Raw genomic sequence first — 18,569 nt, forward strand, 5'->3', positions numbered from 1 at the left:
ACGCCGCCAGCGTTCATCCTGAGCCAGGATCAAACTCTCCATAAAAGTGTTTGACTTGCTCGATTTAAAACTGACGGAATTAAATGTAATTCCTTACCTATTTCTTTTGTTCAGTTTTCAAAGAACTTGTGTGCCGCTCGTTTTGGCGACTTTTATAAGATACCACCGTTAGCTGGCTGATGTCAACCGCTTTTTTTAGTGAATCTTAATTTGTTTTGTTAGCGCCGCTGTAAAAGCGACAAGAAATAATATACCACCTATGACTTGTTATGGTCAATAGTTTTTTAGAAAAAAATTAATTTCTTTGTTTTTGTCTTAAATACCTTCTGCAATCAGACGGTTTTGCAAACCGGCAGAATAAACGATAAATGATTTGGTATCTTTCTTCAAGGACAGATTTTACAACTCCATCGATTTTATGATCTTCTAAATCACACATTAATTCTTCCATTTCTTTTTTTAACACATATTCGAATTCATTCAGTTCCTGATGATTTAAAAGCACTCCTACCAAAACACAGCACCCCGCTTAGCTATTTTTTCTTTTACATTATTGCCACGTTTATGTCCTGTTATTATTTTTAAGCTTTTTCTTAAATATCCGGCATATCTTGTCCAGAGGGTCATAAATATTTTGTAAGGAAGAATGGACAAGGGGGTAAAGCTTAAATGAAATTTTTCTTTGTTATAAACGGCAAGAAAGTAAAACAATACATGGTTGTTGTGTTTGCAGCGTTTTTTGCAGCATCCCTCGCATTCGTGGGTCAGCAGCAGCTATCTGTATTTTCATCCAAGGACGGACCTCGTGCAATTTATAAAGGGGAAGACCAAGGAAATAAGGTGTCGCTGACGTTCGACATCAGCTGGGGTGATAAACGGGTAACACCAATTCTGGATATTCTAAAAGAAAAAGGTGTAAAGAATTGCACGTTCTTCTTATCCGCTGCCTGGGCTGAACGGCATCCTGATATTGTTGAACGCATTGTGAAGGATGGACATGAAGTTGCAAGTCTCGGCTATCAATATAAAAGCTATACCGAGTGGGAAGATAAACAAATCAAAAGAGATATCCTCTTAGCTCAGGAAAAAATTAAAAAAGTTTCGGGTAAAATGACTTCTCTTCTTCGTCCGCCTAACGGAAATTTTGATGAGCGTGTTCTTACAATTTCCGAAGATTTGAATCATACTGTTGTGCATTGGAGCATTGATACGAAGGATTGGAAGAACCCAGGTGTAGACAAGATTGTTCATTCAGCAACAGATGGCACGAAAGCAGGAGACATTATCTTGCTCCATGCATCTGATTCCGTTAAACAGACACATAAAGCTCTTCCGCAAATTATTGATAAATTAAAAGGCGACGGTTTTAAATTGGTAAGCGTAAGTGAAATGATCGCTAATACAGAAGCGAGCAGCAAAGAGGTTAACTGAAATAAAGCAAAAAGCCCTTGCATTTATGATGCAAGAGGCTTTTTTTGATTTTTCTGCAGCAATCTGTGCAGCATTAAGATTTGATACGTATTACAAAGCATTAAAGGAACAAATCCCATCCAAAGTGATAAAGTGTTGTTTTCTTTTAAAACAGGTACCCATTCCAGGACCGTAACAACTGTAATAAAGAAAAGCGTCGGGATGAAAGCTACACTGGACGTTTGTTTCACTTTTACATATGCAATGATTAAGCCAAAGATTAATATCGCCAGCGGAATTAATATATAATTGACGATGCTTTCCCCTTCTTTATGAAAGGACGAGTATCTTAAATAAAACAAATCAAACAATACAACTGCGATAAGAACAAGCTGCACACCATTCCATAAGCGATGGCTTTTAAATATACCTAATCCAAAACGGTGTACAGTTAAATACGCAAAAAAGCCCATCTGGCTAAAAACGCTGAACAATGCACCAAAACCGATCAAACCAAAGATATATAATAAAAGTTCTAATACACTGCTATCTTCAGGAAATTTTAATATAAGACCTACTGTGATGGCACTCACAATTCCGATGAAAAGTGTGGTTATGAATAAAAAGAGCCAACTTTTGATTTTCACGCTTGTTTTCCCCCTCTAACTTGCTCCGTAACGATTGTACCAATGTCTTTTTTAAATTGCCAGTTTTCCTTTAAATAACCAGTATAAATAAGTGCTAAAAATCAATCCTAATGATATATAGCCCATATGAAAGGAGGAGGAATTCGGTTGAAAAAAATATATATTTTCCTCTTTTGTGTCATTCTGACCGCTCTTTCGGGCTGTGCTCAAAATGAGGCCCAGGGCAGTTCACAGATTGATTATGAAGCGACAAAGAAAATGCTTGTCGACTTATTAAAAACAGATGACGGAAAAAAGGCTATTAAAGAGGTATTATCAGATAAAGAAATTCAACAGGAAATCCTGATCGATCAAGAAGTAATAAAACAGACGATCGAGCAGCAGCTTCTTTCCGAGAAAGGCCAGAAGTTCTGGCAGACACTTTTTAAAGACCCTAAATTTTCAGCAGCATTTGCAAAAAGTATGCGAAAAGAACATGAAAATCTGATGAAGGATTTAATAAAGGACCCACAGTATCAGGCTGAAGTGATGAAGATCATGCAAAATCCGCAGATGGCACAAAAATTGTTAGGGCTTGTGGATACTCAGCCTGTACGAAAAGAAATGAAAAAAGTCATGCTTGAAACGTTTGAAAGTCCGATCGTTCAAGCTCAGATTCAAGAGATGCTGAAAAAAGTAGCTCATGAAGAGATCGATCAGTCCATCTCGAAAAAAGAAAAAGAAGCTTCTGGCGGCGACCAGCAAGAGCAGGAACAATCAAACGCACAGTAAAAGCCTCCCATCAAGAGAGGCTTTTTTTACTTCGTTTTTTCAATAATAGTTTTTGCCATGTTGATATAATGTTCACCGATTGGATGAGTCTGTTCATATACACTCGGCGCAAAATCATCCTCTTTAATTTCAGGCTGGCCTAATGGAATCTGACCCAGTAAAGGAACCTTTAGCTCTTCTGCTAAGCGCTTGCCTCCATCTTTGCCGAAAACGTACTCTTTTTCTCCCGTAGATGAACTTTGGAAGTAGGCCATGTTCTCAACAATTCCGAGGACTTGATGGTTTGTTTTAATCGCCATCGTTCCTGCCCTCGCCGCAACAAAAGCAGCTGTAGCATGAGGAGTCGTTACGATTATTTCTTTACATTTCGGAAGCATCTTATGAACGTCTAGTGCCACGTCACCTGTTCCAGGAGGCAGATCAAGCAATACATAATCCAGATCTCCCCACTCAACTTCGCTAAAGAAGTTCATGAGCATTTTGCCTAACATCGGTCCACGCCAGATAACAGGTGCGTTGTCTTCCACAAAGAATGCCATGGAAATCACTTTTACACCAAATCGTTCGACTGGGAAAATCCTATCTCCTTTTACTTTAGGACGTTCTGTAATCCCCATCATGTCAGGTACACTGAAACCATAGATGTCTGCATCGATTAATCCGACCTTTTTCCCTAATCTCGAGAGTGCAACCGCTAAGTTTACGGATACAGTTGATTTTCCTACTCCGCCTTTTCCACTGGCAATCGCAATAAACTCAGTCTTGCTGTTTTCAGACAGCAGGGTTGGTGCCCCTGTCTGCTGCTGCGGCTGGGTATCCGTCTGAACGTCTTCTCTTTTTTCAAAGCGCAGTCCGACCGATTCTACTCCTGCGTTCTTTAGTACTTGTACGATCTGCTGCTGAAGCTGCATTTGTTCCGGTGTTCCCGTATGTGCAAGCCCCAGCTTTAATCCTACATAGCCTTCTTTTATCTTTAGCTCGCGGATACTTCCGGAGTCCACTATACTTTTATGTAAATAAGGGTCTTGAATAGGACTTAACAGCTCAATAACTTTTTCTTCCGTAAGCACGTAGACACATCCTTTACCTGTAAAATACCTCTTCAGTATATCACATCCTCCCTTTAACTTCATGAAAGCGGTTTTAAAAGAAAAACTCCTTAATCATAAGGAGTTTTCGGAGGAGTTTCGTTTGTATAATATCTAAGCATGCCTTGATAGATAGAAGCCGCTACTTTTTGCTGATACGATTTTGTTTTTAATAATTCTCGTTCTGTCGGATTTGATAAAAAACCAACTTCAACTAAAGCTCCTGGAACTTCAGCAGTCCGGAGCAGATAAAGTCCTTCGATTGATTTAGCAAACCGGTTCGTATTTTCAAGATTCCGCTTAATCTCATCTTGAATGAATAATGATACTGCTTTACCCTCTTCTCTTCCCGGGTGGTAAAAAACTTGTGCGCCTCTCCATCTGGATGATGGCAATGAATTTAAATGAATACTGATAAATAAGTCCGCATGATTTTCGTTAATAATTCGTTTGCGTTCTTTCAAATCTTCCCATTTGCGGTGTCTTAACCTTTTGGTTCCCTTATCTGCAAGGTCTTTGTCAGTTTCACGGGTCATAATAACAAGTGCTCCTGCTTCCTGCAGATAATCACGCAGCATAACAGATATATTCAGCGCAATTTCTTTTTCTAAAATTTCTCCATCACCTACTGCACCGCCATCTGCACCGCCATGACCCGGATCAATTACGATAATTTTCCCGGATAGCGGCAAGTTCCATGCACGCCATGAATCATTATCTAAAAAACGATAGGTGAAAATAAAGATAAGGACTGCGCATCCTAAAGCAAATGCGGCTCCCTTCACCCACTTCTTCATGTTTTGTCCCCCTATACAAGCCATATATCACTATGTATATGGGACAAGATGAAATTTATAACTTATTGAAGTTTCATCCGGTAACGTTTTTCTCCATTCCGGTATCCTTCCATCCACCAAACATGAACATAAGCCTCACAGCAAAGATGAAGTGATTCCATCATCATTTCTGTACCCCAGCACCAGAACTGCCAATATTCAAATAGTCCGTCTGCGATTGCTTTTTGTTTTTCATATGCGCGGTCTTTAATTTTTTCCAGTGTTTCTCCGTGATAAGCAAAGCGGCTGTAGCCAGCCCCGAGCAGATACGCATCAATAGCCATATCAATACAAGCATCCTCGATGTCATTCTGGTACAACAGAGAATATTGAAAAAATGGCTGAAACAACCGCTGAAATTCCTTTTTTATATTTACAAGCGATAAATCGCGTAGCACTTTTCGCTCGAAATTTTCTTTTTTATAGCGCTGTTTTTCCCTAAAATTATTTAAAACGATTGCCACGATTTTCTCCCCTTCCTGCGTGTTCTTTACGCTGTTGTTATTCCATACCTTTATTTTTCTCAAACGACGGAGTAACGACACTGCATAAAAGATGGTAAGGGAAAAGATGGCATCGCTTAAAAAAATCATACCTGCTGAATCAAGAAAATCAGTTCAACTCAGGGCTTTTTGATTATGAATCCAAAAGTTTTGGCCTTGAATCCAGAAATTCTGCCCTTGAATCCACGAATTTTTGCACCCAATCCACAAGAAACAGTGATTTATCCACTAGTTTACAATCCTCGACAAAATATGCGCACGTCCCCTATAAGCTCAGTGCAAAAAAATCCACAAACACAAAAAACCCCGCTCTCCGAAGAGAACAGGGTTTTGACAAACGTATTTGAAAAATTAACGTTTTGAGAACTGAGGTGCACGACGAGCGCCTTTAAGTCCGTACTTCTTACGCTCTTTCATACGAGCGTCACGAGTAAGGAATCCAGCTGCTTTAAGTGAACCGCGGTACTCTGGATCTGCTTCTAGAAGCGCACGAGAGATACCGTGACGGATAGCTCCTGCTTGTCCAGTGTATCCACCGCCATGAACAGTTACTAATACGTCATACTTATCAGTTGTTTCAGTTGTGTTAAGTGGTTGCTTAACGATAAGCTTTAATGTTTCTAATCCGAAAAATTCGTCTATGTCACGTCCGTTGATAACGATACGGCCTTCACCAGGAACTAATCGTACACGTGCTACGGAGTGCTTACGACGTCCAGTGCCATAATATTGTACTTGTGCCACGTAAATACCCTCCTTTTTTATCCGCGTAACTCGTAGTTTTCAGGTTTTTGTGCTTGATGGTTGTGCTCAGCTCCAGCATATACGTGAAGCTTTTTGAACATTTGGCGACCAAGGCTGTTCTTTGGAAGCATACCTTTGATTGCTAGCTCAAGCATTTGAACCGGACGAGTTGTACGCATTTCTAATGCAGTTCTCGTACGAAGTCCACCTGGGTGTCCAGTGTGGCGGTAATAAATTTTGTCAGTCAATTTCTTACCTGTTAATTCGATCTTTTCTGCGTTGATGATGATCACGTGATCACCAGTATCAACGTGTGGTGTATAAATAGGCTTATGCTTACCGCGAAGGATAGAAGCAACTTCACTGGATAGACGTCCAAGAGTCTTGCCTTCAGCGTCGATCACAAACCATTTACGTTCTACTTCAGAAGCTTTCGCCATGAAAGTCGTACGCATGTGTTTTCCCTCCTGTATCTTCAATCAAATTCAATTATATTCAATGTGAACATTTCCCAAAATATCTCCGGGGCATGTGGACGATATCTTTAGAAATACCAAATAATATCTTATAATATATAAACAACGATGTCAAGCGTATCCTAAATATTATTCAGGTTTATCTTGGTAATTTACCTGATGTAAATATAGTCCGTGAGCAGGAGCTGTTTTTCCCGCTAATGCACGGTCTTGACCTGCTATAATCGTCAAAATCTCCTCAGGCTTTCTTTTGCCCTGTCCAACCTCTAAAAGTGTTCCTGCAATAATCCTTACCATATTATACAAAAAGCCGCTGCCTCTTATTTTAAATGTCAGAAACTCTTCTTCTTCAAGCACTTCCAAAGCAAAGATCGTCCTTACCTTATCCGCTACCTCTGAACGGGCAGATGAAAAAGAAGTAAAATCGTGAGTACCAAGAAAGTACCCGCATGCTTTTTTTATATGGCTAATGTTTAATGGATACGGATAATGAAACATGTGATTCCTTTGAAAAACATCAGGCTCTTTTCGGATGAGCAGCTTGTAATGGTATTCTTTGCTCCGTGCTGAAAACCGGGAATGAAAGGATTCGCTTACCTCTTCCACATCTTTAATATAAATGTCGTCAGGCAGCATAGCATTTAAGGCTTTGCTCCAGGCATCAGCAGGTATGATTAAGTCTGTATCAAAATGAAATACCTGGCCCGTCGCGTGCACCCCTGCGTCAGTACGGCCAGAGGCTGAAATGTTGACAGCCTCTCCTTTATGCATCTTTTGAAGAACAGACTGAATCGTGCCTTGCACTGTTCTTCCCATAGGCTGTATTTGGTATCCGGCAAAGTCTGTACCGTCATAAGCTACGGTTACTTTCATACGAGCCATTGTTCCTTCTCCTTTTTAACTGCGTAATAGAAATAGCGAAAGTGTGAGCGAGATAAGCAGCACTAAGGCAAATGTATCACGGCTATGCCACTGGAGTGCTCTTAACCTTGTTCTTCCTTCTCCGCCACGGTACCCTCTTGCTTCCATAGCTAGCGCCAGTTCCTCAGCCCGCTTAAACGAAGATACAAATAAAGGAACCAGCAGGGGAACAAAGGCCTTTGCCCGTTCTTTTATCGGACCACTTGTAAAATCAGCACCGCGAGCCATTTGTGCTTTCATGATCTTCTCTGTCTCTTGTAAAAGCGTTGGGATAAAACGAAGCGAAATTGACATCATCAAGGCAAACTCATGAACAGGCAGTTTCCATTTTTTCAACGGTCCAAGCAGATGCTCCAGTCCATCCGTAATATCGATCGGAGTAGTTGTCAGCGTCAATAGCGATGTCATTAAAACAAGCAAAAGAAGTCTCATTGCTATAAAGATACCTTGAATTATTCCGCCCTCGTATATTTCAAACCAGCCAGCTTTATAGAGCACGTCCCCTTCTTTAGTTAAAAAGATATGCAAAAGCATCGTAAATACAACAAGGATAAGGATCGGCTTCAGCCCTTTATATAAATAACGGAGCGGAACTTTAGACGCCGAGATCGTCACAGCGGTAAAGGCGATCAGTAAGCCATATGTGATCCAGTTGTTTGCAAGAAAGACAATAAACAAATAAAAGAATGCAGCAATCAGCTTTGAGCGTGAATCCATCCGGTGCAAGGGAGACGACGCAGGGTAATATTGACCAATAATAACGTTTTGCAGCATCTCGTCAGCTCCCCCTCTTCTTGAGAGCTTGTCCTAAACTTTTAGCAAGTTCCTCAATTGTAAATGCTGAAAGTGAGAGATCCTGACCTGACTTCTCGTTCCATTTTAAAAGAAATTGAACGGTTTCAGGAACATCTAACCCTGCTTCTTGCAGTGCTTTTCTCTCATTAAAAATCTCATTAGGCTTTCCGTGCAAATAAAGTTCGCCTTTGTGCATGACTGCAATCTCATCTGCATATTTGGAGGCATCCTCCATGCTATGCGTTACGAGGACCGTCGTTAATTTATTTTTTTGGTGAAGTTCGTAAAACAACTCCATGATTTCAACCCTGCCGGATGGATCAAGTCCGGCGGTCGGCTCATCCAGTATCAGGACTTCCGGATTCATAGCAAGAACACCTGCTATTGCTACTCTTCGCATTTGCCCTCCACTCAGATCAAATGGTGATTTGCTTAACACTGTTTGCGGAAGCCCTACCATCTCGATAACATTTGAAGCTGTTCTTTTCGCTTCCTCTTCTGACATGCCAAAGTTTCTGGGACCAAACATGATGTCCTTTTCAACCGTTTCTTCAAACAGCTGATGCTCGGGATATTGAAATACGATTCCTGCCTTTTTGCGAAGCGGCTTTAGATCTTGTTTCTTCCCTCCAGCTTCTAGAATGGTGTTACCCATTTTAATTGAACCTGCAGAAGGCTTTAATAAACCATTCAAGTGCTGAATAAGCGTAGATTTACCTGACCCCGTATGCCCGATAAGCGCAAGAAATGTTTCATCAGGTATTTGAAGATTCACATCATGAAGAGCACGTCTTTCAAAGGGTGTTCCTTGCATGTAACGATGTTCGAGTTGCTTTATGCTAATTTCCATAATGCATCCACCAGCTCTTCCTGCGTTAAATAGCCTTTATCAAGCTCGACCCCTTCTTGGCGGAGAGCTTCGCTTAATTTTAGTGAAAACGGTAAATCCAGACCAGCTGACTTCAGCAATTCACGCTGCTGAAAAATCGTTTCAGGTTTCCCTGCTGCTGCCTTTTCCCCCATTTTCATGACTACGACTCTGTCTGCACTTAGCGCTTCCTCTAAATCGTGAGTAATCGAGATAACGGTTATGCCTTCCTTCTGATTCAGTTCACGAACTGTCTCCATCACTTCAATCCTGCCGATCGGGTCAAGCATAGAAGTAGCTTCATCTAAAACAATAACGGACGGCTTTTGTGCAAGGATACCTGCGATGGCTACTCTTTGCTTCTGGCCTCCGGATAGCTGATGGGGTTCCTGGTTCAAAAAAGCTTGCATTCCAACACGCTCAACACTTTCATTGATGCGCTTAATCATCTCTTCCCGCGGAACACCGAAGTTTTCCAGTCCGAAGGCAATATCGTCTTGAACACTTGTCCCGACAAATTGATTATCTGGATTCTGAAAGACCATGCCTACTTGCCTGCGGATTTCCCAGATGTCATCCTGACGGGCTGTGACAAACTCAGATACATGGACAGTACCCTCATTAGGCAGCAGCAGCCCGTTCAGCAATTTTGCCAACGTAGACTTACCTGATCCGTTATGGCCTACAATTGAAAGCCACTCGCCTTTATATACGTCTAAGCTTACATTCTTTAATGTAGCTGTCTCTTCTCCTGGATAAAAAAAGGTCACATCTTTAACCGAAATGATGTTTTCCATGTGACATCCTCCTCTTAGCTGTCGCTATTCTAAGCTGCTCTCTGCTCTCGTTAGTTTTAAAAAGCTCTGATACTCATAGCTTTGATTATAAACTTAAAGCATAACAATCAATGCCTGTTCAGATAGAGCTTTTAAAGGTTTTTTTTAATCATCATTGACTAAGTTGATTGGAGCGGAGGGTGAGAGACTCCTGCGGGACGAGTGGGACAGGTGAGACTCCTAAAGGCGCAAAGCGCAAGGAGGCTCACCGCCCGCCCCGCGGAAAGCGAGCACCTGGAGCGCAAATCAACTCTTCCACATATCATCCATGAATCAGCCTTCAAAACAAATAAAAAAGGGCAAGATTGTCATCGAAGACTTGATCCCGCCCTTTAAGTAACGTTTATTATACTAATTCAATGATAACCATTGGTGCACCATCACCACGGCGAGGGCCGATTTTTGCGATGCGAGTGTAACCACCGTTACGCTCAGCATAGCGAGGTGCAAGATCACTGAAAAGCTTTTGAAGAGATCTTTGGCCAGACTCACTGTCTGCTACTTCGTTACGAAGGAACGATGCAGCTTGACGGCGAGCATGAAGGTCTCCACGCTTACCAAGCGTAATCATTTTTTCAGCAAATTTACGAACTTCTTTTGCACGTGCTTCTGTAGTTTCAATACGCTCGTTGATGATTAAATCAGTAGCTAAATCACGAAGCATTGCTTTACGAACCGCAGATACACGACCTAACTTTTGGTATCCCATGCTTGTATTCCCTCCTCTGCGCATTTCTCTCTCGTCTTGAAAAAGCGCGTATTACGAATTAATCGTCAGCGCGTAATGAAAGACCCAGCTCATCAAGCTTTTCTTGAACTTCTTCAAGTGACTTCTTGCCAAGGTTGCGCACTTTCATCATGTCTTCTTCAGACTTATTCGCAAGTTCTTGTACTGTATTAATGCCAGCACGCTTTAGGCAGTTATAAGAACGAACAGAAAGATCAAGTTCTTCAATAGTCATCTCTAGAACTTTTTCCTTTTGGTCTTCTTCTTTTTCCACCATAATCTCAGCGTTCTGAGCTTGATCTGTTAAGCCAACAAAAATGTTTAAATGTTCGCTAATGATCTTCGCACCAAGAGAAACTGCTTCCTCTGGACGAATGCTCCCATCTGTCCATACATCAAGCGTTAGCTTATCATAGTTTGTTACTTGTCCTACACGAGTGTTTTCTACTTGATAATTCACACGAGAAATTGGTGTGTAAATTGAATCAACAGGAATAACACCGATAGGCAGGTCTTCGCGTTTATTGCCTTCTGCCTGTACATAACCACGACCACGTTTAGCATGAAGCTTCATTTGGAAATGAGCTCCCTTTGCAAGTGTTGCGATATAAAGATCCGGATTAAGGATTTCTACATCGCTGTCATGAGTAATGTCTCCAGCTGTTACGACGCCTTCACCTTTTATGTCGATTTCAAGTGTCTTTTCTTCATCAGAATAAATCTTCATTGCAAGCTTCTTCAAGTTTAAGATGATTGTTGTAACATCTTCAACTACACCTTCAACTGTTGAGAATTCATGCAATACGCCATTAATCTGAATAGATGTAACTGCTGCACCAGGTAGTGAGGACAACAAGATACGACGCAAGGAGTTGCCTAGTGTAGTCCCGTATCCACGTTCAAGTGGCTCAACAACAAACTTTCCGTATGTGGCATCGTCGCTGATTTCAACCGTCTCAATTCTTGGCTTTTCGATTTCGATCATTCAACTGAACCCTCCTTCAAACGTCGAATCTCGGCTGGATTGTCCCAGCCGAAATTCCCCATAGGCATTCCGACTTATCTCTTGCCAAAACTTTTACTATAACCATTATAGACAAGTTAAGGAATTATATACCGTGTATATCGTTACACACGACGACGTTTTGGCGGACGGCAACCGTTGTGAGGTACAGGAGTAACATCACGAATAGCTGTTACTTCTAAGCCTACCGCTTGAAGGGCACGGATTGCTGCTTCACGTCCAGCTCCAGGTCCTTTAACGGATACTTCCAACGTCTTCATTCCATGTTCCATTGCAGTTTTACCAGCTGTTTCAGCTGCCATTTGTGCTGCGAACGGAGTAGACTTACGAGAACCTTTGAATCCTAGGTGACCAGCAGTCGCCCAAGAGATTGCATTCCCGTGCGTGTCAGTAATAGTAATGATCGTGTTGTTGAATGTAGAACGGATATGTGCTACGCCGACTTCAACATTCTTTTTGACACGACGCTTACGTGTATTAGTCTTACGTGCTTTTGCCATTTAGAGTTTACCTCCTTTACTTACTTTTTCTTATTCGCTACAGTACGACGAGGTCCTTTACGAGTACGAGAGTTGTTCTTCGTGTTTTGACCACGTACTGGTAATCCACGACGATGACGAACACCACGATATGCTCCGATCTCGATTAGACGCTTGATGTTTAAAGAAACTTCACGGCGAAGGTCACCCTCCACTTTGTGTCCATCGATGACTTCGCGGATTTTGTTTAATTCATCTTCAGTAAGATCACGAACGCGTGTATCTTCAGAAACGCCAGCTTGAGCAAGAATTTGCTGTGCTTTTGTTTTTCCGATACCGAAGATGTATGTTAATGAGATTACTACTCGCTTATCACGAGGAATATCTACACCTGCAACACGTGCCATAATTTTTGCACCTCCTGTATATTAACCTTGTTTTTGTTTATGTTTCGGATTTTCACAGATCACCATTACAGTGCCTCTGCGGCGAATCACTTTACACTTTTCACATATTGGCTTGACTGATGGTCTTACCTTCATTTTTATAACCTCCTTATGTCACGGAGTACATTGATTATTTAAAACGATACGTTATACGACCACGTGATAAGTCATACGGAGACAATTCTACGGTTACTTTATCTCCTGGAAGAATTCGGATATAGTGCATACGAATCTTTCCAGAAACGTGCGCTAGAACTTTGTGTCCGTTTTCTAGTTCAACACGAAACATGGCGTTCGGCAAAGGCTCGATAACCGTTCCTTCTACCTCAATAACATCATCTTTAGCCATCGACTTGATCTCCCTTCTTCAGAGCAATGACTTTCTCGTCGGAAAACTTCGCTACTGCATAACGCAATTTGCCATTGGTTACACGACCTGTTTCAAGAATGCTTTTAACAACTTCCGGAGAAATAAAATCCAGCAGCTCTAAATGGTTTAGGTTTTTTCGTTTGGCGCGATCGAACTTGCGCTTGTCGCCATCGGCTACGAGAACAAAACGTCCATCGAGAATGCCGACTATAACACCCAACCGATCTGCGTCTCTTCCTTTAAGTATCCGAACCATCTGTCCTAAATTCGGTACCGAATCAGATTCGCTTACCATCTCATCACCTTCACCTAGATCTTTGTTAAGATTTCAAAGCCTTCCTCCGTAATGACAATTGTATGTTCAAAGTGAGCACACCATTTGCCATCCGTTGTGACAACCGTCCAGTTATCGGATAATGTTCGAACATAGCGAGTTCCCGCATTAATCATTGGTTCTACTGCCAGAACCATGCCCTTTTTCAGTAACGGCCCTTTACCAGGCGGTCCATAGTGAGGAATCTGCGGGTCCTCATGCAAGTCCTGGCCTATTCCGTGTCCTACATACTCGCGGACTACAGAAAAACCTTCTTCCTCAGCATACTTTTGTATCTCATGAGAAATGTCAGTTAACCGGGCACCGGCTTTTGCTTTTTCAAGTCCTCTATACAAAGACTCTTCGGTTACATCCAGAAGTTTTTGAGCTTCTTCAGAAATCTCTCCGACCCCATACGTCCAAGCGGAATCACCGTGGTATCCGTTGTACTTCGCCCCTATATCTATAGAGATAATGTCGCCATGGTTCAGTACGCGTTTACCTGGTATCCCATGCACAAGCTCTTCATTTACAGAAGCACAGATGCTTCCACTAAAACCATTATAGTTTTTAAATGAAGGAATTGCACCTTGGCTGCGGATAAACTTATCAGCAATTTTGTCCAGTTCCTTAGTAGTTATGCCAGGCTTAATGTGTTTTTTTAACTCTTGATGAGTTAAGGCAACGATGCGACCTGCCTCCCGCATGATTTCAATCTCTCGCGGTGTTTTGCAGATTATCATTTCGCCAATCCCCCAATAAGTTGGTCAATGTCTTGAAAGACTTTGTCGATATCCTGATCACCATTAATGTTTTTCAGGTAACCTTTATCACCATAAAAATCAAGCAGTGGTTTAGCCTGCTTCATGTTTACATCTAAACGGTTTCGAACGGTCTCTTCATTATCATCTTGACGTTGGATAAGCGTACCGCCGTCTTTATCACATACTCCTTCAACCTTTGGCGGGTTGAATATTACATGATACGTGCTTCCGCATGTTTGGCAAATCCGACGACCTGTTAATCGCTGCATGAGCTTTTCGGAATCTACTGATATGTTTAAAACATAATCAATCTTCCTGTCCAGCTCGTTCGTGATCTCTTCCAGAGCTTCCGCTTGGGCAACTGTCCGAGGGAATCCATCTAGTAAAAATCCTTTTTCGCAGTCCTTTTTAGAAAGTCGGTCACGTACGATACCGATCGTAACTTCGTCAGGAACGAGGTTACCCGCATCCATGTACGATTTTGCCTCAAGTCCAAGAGGAGTCTCCTCTTTAATTGCTGCTCGGAACATATCTCCAGTAGAGATATGTGGAATTCCGTATTTCTCAACAATTCTTTCCGCTTGAGTACCCTTACCTGCTCCGGGCAATCCCATTAAGACTAGATACATCTAATCCCTCCATAGATCACAATCGTCTTTTTTAAACAGAGCATGTTGGGAAGAATGATCTTCCCTCGCCCTTATTTAATGAAGCCTTTGTAGTGCCGCTTGATCAGCTGGCTCTCAATTTGCTTCATGGTGTCTAATGCAACACCTACAACAATCAGCAAGCTTGTTCCACCAATTTGAATGGCTGGCGGAAGGTTCAAACCTGGAATTGCTGTAAAGACAACTGGAAGTACTGCGATCGCAGCCAGGAATAGAGATCCAACAAACGTTAATCGATACAGAATTCTTGTTATATAAGTTTGAGTGTTAGCTCCTGGACGAATGCCAGGAATGTATCCACCCTGCTTCTTTAAGTTTTCCGCCATTTGCTCCGGATTCACCTGGATAAACGTATAGAAATACGAGAATCCGATGATAAGGAGCGCATATATAATCATTCCGACTGGTTTCGTATAGTCAAACGTGTTGATAATCCAAGTCGTAACATCATTCTGTCCGAAGAAGCCAGCAACAGTTCTTGGTGTGATGATCAAGGAAATCGCGAAGATAACCGGGATAACACCTGCTGCGTTAACTTTAATCGGAAGATGAGTAGACTGGCCGCCAACAGGCTTTGTTCCAACGACCCGTTTTGCATACTGAATCGGGATTTTCCGAACACCTTGTTGAATAAAGATAACACCCATAATAATGAGTACAATCGCAAGAGCAAGCAGTACAATCGTTACGATATGCATGAATAACTGATCGCTTCCGCCTTCAAATTGCGTTGTGAAAAGCTGGTTAACTGCTGTAGGAATAGCCGCGACAATCCCCGCAAAAATCAGAACTGAAATTCCGTTTCCAATCCCTTTAAGGGTAATCTGCTCACCCAACCACATTAAGAATGCAGTACCTGCAGTTAAAACTAACGCGATAAATAGATACGTAGTCATGCTAGGGTTTTGAATAAGTCCTGGAAAAAGATTGTTAAAACCGATAGACATACCGATTGCCTGGATAAAACCAAGAACGATCGTTCCATAACGTGTGAACTGAGCTAATTTCTTTCGCCCTACTTCACCTTGCTTACTCCACTCCGTAAACTTTGGCACAACGTCCATCTGCAAAAGCTGCACGATGATCGATGCTGTGATATACGGCATGATACCCATAGCGAAAATGGAGAAGTTTTGTAACGCTCCACCGCCAAACGTATTTAAAAAACCAAAAATGTTAGCACTGTCGCCTGTACTGAATTTCAATACATCGCGATTTACACCAGGTACTGGGATGAATGTTCCAAGACGGAACACCACCAGCATTGCAAGTGTAAACAATATTTTGTTTCTCAGATCACCCACACGTATAATGTTGGAGATTGTCTGGAACATTAGATCACCTCAGTTTTTCCGCCCGCTGCTTCAATTGCTTCTTTAGCAGAAACAGAGAATTTGTGCGCCTTAACTGTAAGCTTAACATCCAACTTGCCATTACCTAAAACTTTAATACCGTTTTTAAGATTGCTTACTACTCCTGTTTCAAGAAGAAGTTCAGGAGTTACCACTGTGCCCTCTTCAAAACGTACAAGCTTCTCAAGATTAACAACTGCATACTCTTTACGAGTAGGGTTTGTGAATCCTCGCTTCGGTAAACGACGTGCTAGTGGATTTTGTCCACCCTCGAATCCTGGTCTTACTCCACCGCCTGAACGTGAGTTTTGACCTTTATGTCCTCGACCACTTGTTTTACCATTTCCTGATCCGATACCGCGACCAAGACGGTTGCGAACTTTACGGGATCCTTCTGATGGCTTCAACTCATGAAGTTTCATCTGAGCACCTCCTCATGATTTATTTATCTTATTAAGCTTCTAATTCTTTCACTGTTAAAAGGTGAGATACCTTGTTAACCATACCGCGGATAGCCGCGTTATCTTCGTGCACAACTGTCTGGTGCATTTTGCGCAAACCTAGTGTCTTAACAACAACACGCTGGTTTTCCGGACGGCCGATAACACTGCGAGTGAGGGTGATTTCTAATTTCTTAGCCATCTAAAATTCCCTCCTTAACCTAAAAGCTCTTGTACTGATTTGCCACGAAGTTTCGCAACGTCTTCAGCACGCTTTAAATTTTTCAATCCTTCGATTGTTGCACGAACCATGTTGATTGGGTTGTTAGATCCAAGTGACTTAGAAAGGATGTCACCTACACCAGCAAGCTCCAATACCGCACGTACAGGTCCACCAGCAATTACCCCAGTACCTTCAGATGCAGGCTTTAAAAATACGTTACCTGCTCCAAAACGTCCAACTACTTGGTGAGGAATTGTTGTTTTTACGATCGGTACAGTTACTAAGTTTTTCTTAGCATCTTCAATCGCCTTACGGATCGCTTCTGGTACCTCTTGGGCTTTACCAGTACCGAATCCAACGTGACCATTTTTGTCACCTACGACAACCACTGCAGCAAAGCGGAAACGACGTCCACCTTTTACTACTTTAGCTACACGGTTAACCGTAACGACGCGTTCTTCAAGTTCAAGTTTGTTAGGGTCGATACGCATCAGGTTCCCTCCTTCGATTAAAATTCTAACCCAGCTTCGCGAGCTGCGTCTGCTAATGCTTTAATACGTCCGTGATATAAATATCCGCCTCGGTCAAATACTACCGATTTGATTCCTTTTTCAACTGCGCGCTTAGCGATTTCTTGACCAATCGCTTTAGCAGCATCTACGTTTCCACCGTTTTCTACACTTACACCTTTATCAAGGGAAGATGCAGATACAATTGTTACACCTGCTTGATCATCGATCAATTGAGCATAGATGTGCTTTGTAGAACGGAATACGTTCAAACGAGGACGTTGTGCTGTTCCGCTTACAACGCGGCGAACACGAGCATGTCTTTTCTTACGAGCGACATTCTTATCTGCTTTCGTGATCATCCTTTGCACTCCTTTCCGCTACCTAACGGCTTTATTTACCAGTCTTACCTTCTTTACGGCGAACGAATTCACCTTCGTAACGAATACCTTTACCTTTGTAAGGCTCAGGTGAACGAACTGAACGGATGTTTGCAGCAACTTCACCAACACGTTGCTTGTCAATACCCTTAACGATTACCTTCGTGTTAGAAGGTACTTCGATGTCGATTCCTTGTTCAGGAACGATTTCAACTGGGTGTGAGTAACCAACGTTAAGTACAAGCTTGTTACCAGCTTTGGAAGCACGATATCCAACCCCGATAATTTCAAGAGCTCTTTCATAACCGTTTGTTACACCAATAACCATGTTGTTCAATACGCTGCGAGTAGTACCATGCAATGCACGGTGCTCTTTGTGGTCGCTCGGGCGTTCCACTGTAATTAAGTTATCTTGTTGATTAATTTTAATGTCAGCATTAAATGTGCGAGAAAGTTCACCTTTAGGGCCTTTTACAGATACAGTGTTGTCAGATGCAACAGTGATCGTAACGCCGCCTGGAACTTCTATCGGTTTGTTACCTACGCGAGACATGATGACACCTCCATTCGCTTTTTATTACCAAACGTACGCTAGTACTTCGCCGCCCATTTGTGATTGGCGAGCTTCTTTATCAGTCATAATGCCTTTAGAAGTAGATACGATTGCAATTCCAAGTCCTCCAAGAACACGTGGAAGTTCACTTGATTTTGCATAAACACGTAAACCAGGCTTTGAGATACGCTTAAGACCTGAGATTACACGCTCATTGTTAGAACCGTACTTAAGGAAGATACGAATCATTCCTTGTTTGCTGTCCTCAACATACTCCACATCGCGAACAAAGCCTTCACGCTTAAGGATTTCTGCGATTTCTTTTTTCATATTAGAAGCAGGAAGCTCCAACTTATCGTGACGAACAGTGTTAGCGTTGCGGATACGAGTAAGCATATCTGCTATTGGATCTGTCATAACCATTAC

29 protein-coding genes are annotated in these 18,569 nt (G+C 42.0%); 2 read left to right on the forward strand and 27 right to left on the reverse strand.

Features of this window, described 5'->3' with window-relative positions; translation table 11 throughout:
- Window positions 1-295: 295 nt before the first annotated feature.
- Window positions 296-505 (reverse strand): hypothetical protein, encoded by a 210-nt coding sequence (locus M3196_RS20495; RefSeq protein WP_251324208.1) that lies wholly within the window; start codon window positions 503-505, stop codon window positions 296-298.
- Window positions 506-669: 164 nt separating this feature from the next.
- Between M3196_RS20495 and pdaB the strand changes: the two genes are divergently transcribed.
- Window positions 670-1,431, forward strand: coding sequence for a polysaccharide deacetylase family sporulation protein PdaB (pdaB, locus tag M3196_RS20500; protein ID WP_251324184.1), 762 nt, complete (start codon window positions 670-672; stop codon window positions 1,429-1,431).
- Between the two features lie 23 nt (window positions 1,432-1,454).
- On the opposite strand, the gene M3196_RS20505 is transcribed toward pdaB, so the two are convergent.
- Window positions 1,455-2,057 carry a KinB-signaling pathway activation protein gene (locus M3196_RS20505; RefSeq protein WP_251324185.1) on the reverse strand — a complete coding sequence of 201 codons (603 nt, stop codon included), beginning with the start codon at window positions 2,055-2,057 and terminating at the stop codon, window positions 1,455-1,457.
- Window positions 2,058-2,204: 147 nt separating this feature from the next.
- On the opposite strand from M3196_RS20505, the gene gerD reads away from it, so the two are divergent.
- The gene (gerD, locus tag M3196_RS20510) at window positions 2,205-2,828 is read left to right on the forward strand and encodes a spore germination lipoprotein GerD (RefSeq protein ID WP_251324186.1); all 624 of its coding nucleotides are present in this window, start codon (window positions 2,205-2,207) and stop codon (window positions 2,826-2,828) included.
- 26 nt (window positions 2,829-2,854) lie between these two features.
- Here gerD and M3196_RS20515 read toward each other — a convergent pair whose 3' ends face one another.
- The 25 genes from M3196_RS20515 to rpsH form a co-directional block, all read right to left on the reverse strand.
- A complete protein-coding gene (locus M3196_RS20515; protein WP_251324187.1) occupies window positions 2,855-3,898 on the reverse strand; it encodes a P-loop NTPase in 1,044 nt (347 codons plus the stop codon).
- A gap of 89 nt (window positions 3,899-3,987) precedes the next feature.
- Entirely contained in the window at window positions 3,988-4,713 is a 726-nt protein-coding gene (cwlD, locus tag M3196_RS20520; RefSeq protein ID WP_251324188.1) for an N-acetylmuramoyl-L-alanine amidase CwlD, read from the reverse strand.
- Window positions 4,714-4,775: 62 nt separating this feature from the next.
- Window positions 4,776-5,216 (reverse strand): DUF2521 family protein, encoded by a 441-nt coding sequence (locus M3196_RS20525; protein ID WP_251324189.1) that lies wholly within the window; start codon window positions 5,214-5,216, stop codon window positions 4,776-4,778.
- A gap of 390 nt (window positions 5,217-5,606) precedes the next feature.
- Window positions 5,607-5,999 (reverse strand): 30S ribosomal protein S9, encoded by a 393-nt coding sequence (gene rpsI, locus M3196_RS20530; RefSeq protein WP_066237857.1) that lies wholly within the window; start codon window positions 5,997-5,999, stop codon window positions 5,607-5,609.
- Window positions 6,000-6,016: 17 nt separating this feature from the next.
- Window positions 6,017-6,454, reverse strand: coding sequence for a 50S ribosomal protein L13 (gene rplM / locus M3196_RS20535; protein ID WP_066285587.1), 438 nt, complete (start codon window positions 6,452-6,454; stop codon window positions 6,017-6,019).
- 150 nt (window positions 6,455-6,604) lie between these two features.
- On the reverse strand, window positions 6,605-7,357 hold the full coding sequence (truA, locus tag M3196_RS20540; protein WP_251324190.1) for a tRNA pseudouridine(38-40) synthase TruA: 753 nt from the start codon (window positions 7,355-7,357) through the stop codon (window positions 6,605-6,607).
- Between the two features lie 15 nt (window positions 7,358-7,372).
- The gene (locus tag M3196_RS20545; protein WP_251324191.1) at window positions 7,373-8,170 is read right to left on the reverse strand and encodes an energy-coupling factor transporter transmembrane component T family protein; all 798 of its coding nucleotides are present in this window, start codon (window positions 8,168-8,170) and stop codon (window positions 7,373-7,375) included.
- A gap of 4 nt (window positions 8,171-8,174) precedes the next feature.
- Window positions 8,175-9,041 carry an energy-coupling factor ABC transporter ATP-binding protein gene (locus M3196_RS20550; protein ID WP_251324192.1) on the reverse strand — a complete coding sequence of 289 codons (867 nt, stop codon included), beginning with the start codon at window positions 9,039-9,041 and terminating at the stop codon, window positions 8,175-8,177.
- Window positions 9,026-9,856 (reverse strand): energy-coupling factor ABC transporter ATP-binding protein, encoded by an 831-nt coding sequence (locus M3196_RS20555; RefSeq protein ID WP_251324193.1) that lies wholly within the window; start codon window positions 9,854-9,856, stop codon window positions 9,026-9,028. Before M3196_RS20555 ends, M3196_RS20550 begins: the two co-directional genes overlap by 16 nt.
- Before the next feature lie 385 nt (window positions 9,857-10,241).
- Window positions 10,242-10,604 (reverse strand): 50S ribosomal protein L17, encoded by a 363-nt coding sequence (gene rplQ, locus M3196_RS20560; protein WP_066285577.1) that lies wholly within the window; start codon window positions 10,602-10,604, stop codon window positions 10,242-10,244.
- Window positions 10,605-10,662: 58 nt separating this feature from the next.
- Window positions 10,663-11,607 carry a DNA-directed RNA polymerase subunit alpha gene (locus tag M3196_RS20565; RefSeq protein ID WP_251324194.1) on the reverse strand — a complete coding sequence of 315 codons (945 nt, stop codon included), beginning with the start codon at window positions 11,605-11,607 and terminating at the stop codon, window positions 10,663-10,665.
- A 143-nt stretch (window positions 11,608-11,750) separates the two neighbouring features.
- Window positions 11,751-12,146: a 30S ribosomal protein S11 gene (gene rpsK / locus M3196_RS20570; RefSeq protein ID WP_066237883.1), complete on the reverse strand. Its 396-nt coding sequence runs from the start codon at window positions 12,144-12,146 to the stop codon at window positions 11,751-11,753.
- A gap of 20 nt (window positions 12,147-12,166) precedes the next feature.
- A complete protein-coding gene (gene rpsM / locus M3196_RS20575; RefSeq protein ID WP_066285569.1) occupies window positions 12,167-12,532 on the reverse strand; it encodes a 30S ribosomal protein S13 in 366 nt (121 codons plus the stop codon).
- Between the two features lie 21 nt (window positions 12,533-12,553).
- Window positions 12,554-12,667 carry a 50S ribosomal protein L36 gene (gene rpmJ / locus M3196_RS20580; RefSeq protein WP_007203526.1) on the reverse strand — a complete coding sequence of 38 codons (114 nt, stop codon included), beginning with the start codon at window positions 12,665-12,667 and terminating at the stop codon, window positions 12,554-12,556.
- 34 nt (window positions 12,668-12,701) lie between these two features.
- Complete coding sequence (infA, locus tag M3196_RS20585) at window positions 12,702-12,920, reverse strand: translation initiation factor IF-1 (protein ID WP_066237890.1); 219 nt, start codon at window positions 12,918-12,920, stop codon at window positions 12,702-12,704.
- The gene (locus tag M3196_RS20590) at window positions 12,913-13,236 is read right to left on the reverse strand and encodes a KOW domain-containing RNA-binding protein (protein WP_251324195.1); all 324 of its coding nucleotides are present in this window, start codon (window positions 13,234-13,236) and stop codon (window positions 12,913-12,915) included. The genes infA and M3196_RS20590 overlap by 8 nt, the downstream gene beginning before the upstream one ends.
- A gap of 14 nt (window positions 13,237-13,250) precedes the next feature.
- On the reverse strand, window positions 13,251-13,997 hold the full coding sequence (gene map, locus M3196_RS20595; RefSeq protein ID WP_251324196.1) for a type I methionyl aminopeptidase: 747 nt from the start codon (window positions 13,995-13,997) through the stop codon (window positions 13,251-13,253).
- Window positions 13,994-14,647: an adenylate kinase gene (locus M3196_RS20600; protein ID WP_251324197.1), complete on the reverse strand. Its 654-nt coding sequence runs from the start codon at window positions 14,645-14,647 to the stop codon at window positions 13,994-13,996. The genes map and M3196_RS20600 overlap by 4 nt, the downstream gene beginning before the upstream one ends.
- 71 nt (window positions 14,648-14,718) lie before the next feature.
- A complete protein-coding gene (gene secY / locus M3196_RS20605; protein WP_251324198.1) occupies window positions 14,719-16,020 on the reverse strand; it encodes a preprotein translocase subunit SecY in 1,302 nt (433 codons plus the stop codon).
- Entirely contained in the window at window positions 16,020-16,460 is a 441-nt protein-coding gene (gene rplO, locus M3196_RS20610; protein WP_251324199.1) for a 50S ribosomal protein L15, read from the reverse strand. Before rplO ends, secY begins: the two co-directional genes overlap by 1 nt.
- Before the next feature lie 31 nt (window positions 16,461-16,491).
- A complete protein-coding gene (rpmD, locus tag M3196_RS20615) occupies window positions 16,492-16,680 on the reverse strand; it encodes a 50S ribosomal protein L30 (protein WP_066285557.1) in 189 nt (62 codons plus the stop codon).
- 14 nt (window positions 16,681-16,694) lie between these two features.
- The gene (gene rpsE, locus M3196_RS20620; protein ID WP_066285555.1) at window positions 16,695-17,195 is read right to left on the reverse strand and encodes a 30S ribosomal protein S5; all 501 of its coding nucleotides are present in this window, start codon (window positions 17,193-17,195) and stop codon (window positions 16,695-16,697) included.
- 14 nt (window positions 17,196-17,209) lie between these two features.
- Window positions 17,210-17,572 (reverse strand): 50S ribosomal protein L18, encoded by a 363-nt coding sequence (gene rplR, locus M3196_RS20625; protein WP_066237916.1) that lies wholly within the window; start codon window positions 17,570-17,572, stop codon window positions 17,210-17,212.
- 31 nt (window positions 17,573-17,603) lie between these two features.
- Window positions 17,604-18,143, reverse strand: a complete 540-nt coding sequence (rplF, locus tag M3196_RS20630; protein ID WP_251324200.1) for a 50S ribosomal protein L6 — start codon at window positions 18,141-18,143, stop codon at window positions 17,604-17,606.
- Between the two features lie 24 nt (window positions 18,144-18,167).
- Window positions 18,168-18,566, reverse strand: coding sequence for a 30S ribosomal protein S8 (rpsH, locus tag M3196_RS20635; protein ID WP_066285549.1), 399 nt, complete (start codon window positions 18,564-18,566; stop codon window positions 18,168-18,170).
- Window positions 18,567-18,569: the final 3 nt, after the last annotated feature.

It is taken from the genome of Fictibacillus nanhaiensis (assembly GCF_023715445.1).
GTDB classification, from domain to species: Bacteria; Bacillota; Bacilli; order Bacillales; family Fictibacillaceae; genus Fictibacillus; species Fictibacillus nanhaiensis_D.

Coding starts and splice junctions, on each gene's coding strand:
- rpsM (WP_066285569.1), bottom strand. CDS start 12,532: ATGGCACGTGTTGCAGGTGTAGATATTCCTCGTGATAAGCGAGTAGTA.
- rpsH (WP_066285549.1), bottom strand. CDS start 18,566: ATGGTTATGACAGATCCAATAGCAGATATGCTTACTCGTATCCGCAAC.
- M3196_RS20550 (WP_251324192.1), bottom strand. CDS start 9,041: ATGGAAATTAGCATAAAGCAACTCGAACATCGTTACATGCAAGGAACA.
- rplM (WP_066285587.1), bottom strand. CDS start 6,454: ATGCGTACGACTTTCATGGCGAAAGCTTCTGAAGTAGAACGTAAATGG.
- M3196_RS20545 (WP_251324191.1), bottom strand. CDS start 8,170: ATGCTGCAAAACGTTATTATTGGTCAATATTACCCTGCGTCGTCTCCC.
- M3196_RS20600 (WP_251324197.1), bottom strand. CDS start 14,647: ATGTATCTAGTCTTAATGGGATTGCCCGGAGCAGGTAAGGGTACTCAA.
- rpmD (WP_066285557.1), bottom strand. CDS start 16,680: ATGGCTAAGAAATTAGAAATCACCCTCACTCGCAGTGTTATCGGCCGT.
- rplF (WP_251324200.1), bottom strand. CDS start 18,143: ATGTCTCGCGTAGGTAACAAACCGATAGAAGTTCCAGGCGGCGTTACG.
- rplO (WP_251324199.1), bottom strand. CDS start 16,460: ATGAAACTTCATGAGTTGAAGCCATCAGAAGGATCCCGTAAAGTTCGC.
- map (WP_251324196.1), bottom strand. CDS start 13,997: ATGATAATCTGCAAAACACCGCGAGAGATTGAAATCATGCGGGAGGCA.
- truA (WP_251324190.1), bottom strand. CDS start 7,357: ATGGCTCGTATGAAAGTAACCGTAGCTTATGACGGTACAGACTTTGCC.
- rpmJ (WP_007203526.1), bottom strand. CDS start 12,667: ATGAAGGTAAGACCATCAGTCAAGCCAATATGTGAAAAGTGTAAAGTG.
- M3196_RS20555 (WP_251324193.1), bottom strand. CDS start 9,856: ATGGAAAACATCATTTCGGTTAAAGATGTGACCTTTTTTTATCCAGGA.
- rpsK (WP_066237883.1), bottom strand. CDS start 12,146: ATGGCAAAAGCACGTAAGACTAATACACGTAAGCGTCGTGTCAAAAAG.
- rplR (WP_066237916.1), bottom strand. CDS start 17,572: ATGATCACGAAAGCAGATAAGAATGTCGCTCGTAAGAAAAGACATGCT.
- pdaB (WP_251324184.1), top strand. CDS start 670: ATGAAATTTTTCTTTGTTATAAACGGCAAGAAAGTAAAACAATACATG.
- M3196_RS20565 (WP_251324194.1), bottom strand. CDS start 11,607: ATGATCGAAATCGAAAAGCCAAGAATTGAGACGGTTGAAATCAGCGAC.
- infA (WP_066237890.1), bottom strand. CDS start 12,920: ATGGCTAAAGATGATGTTATTGAGGTAGAAGGAACGGTTATCGAGCCT.
- M3196_RS20590 (WP_251324195.1), bottom strand. CDS start 13,236: ATGGTAAGCGAATCTGATTCGGTACCGAATTTAGGACAGATGGTTCGG.
- cwlD (WP_251324188.1), bottom strand. CDS start 4,713: ATGAAGAAGTGGGTGAAGGGAGCCGCATTTGCTTTAGGATGCGCAGTC.
- rplQ (WP_066285577.1), bottom strand. CDS start 10,604: ATGGGATACCAAAAGTTAGGTCGTGTATCTGCGGTTCGTAAAGCAATG.
- secY (WP_251324198.1), bottom strand. CDS start 16,020: ATGTTCCAGACAATCTCCAACATTATACGTGTGGGTGATCTGAGAAAC.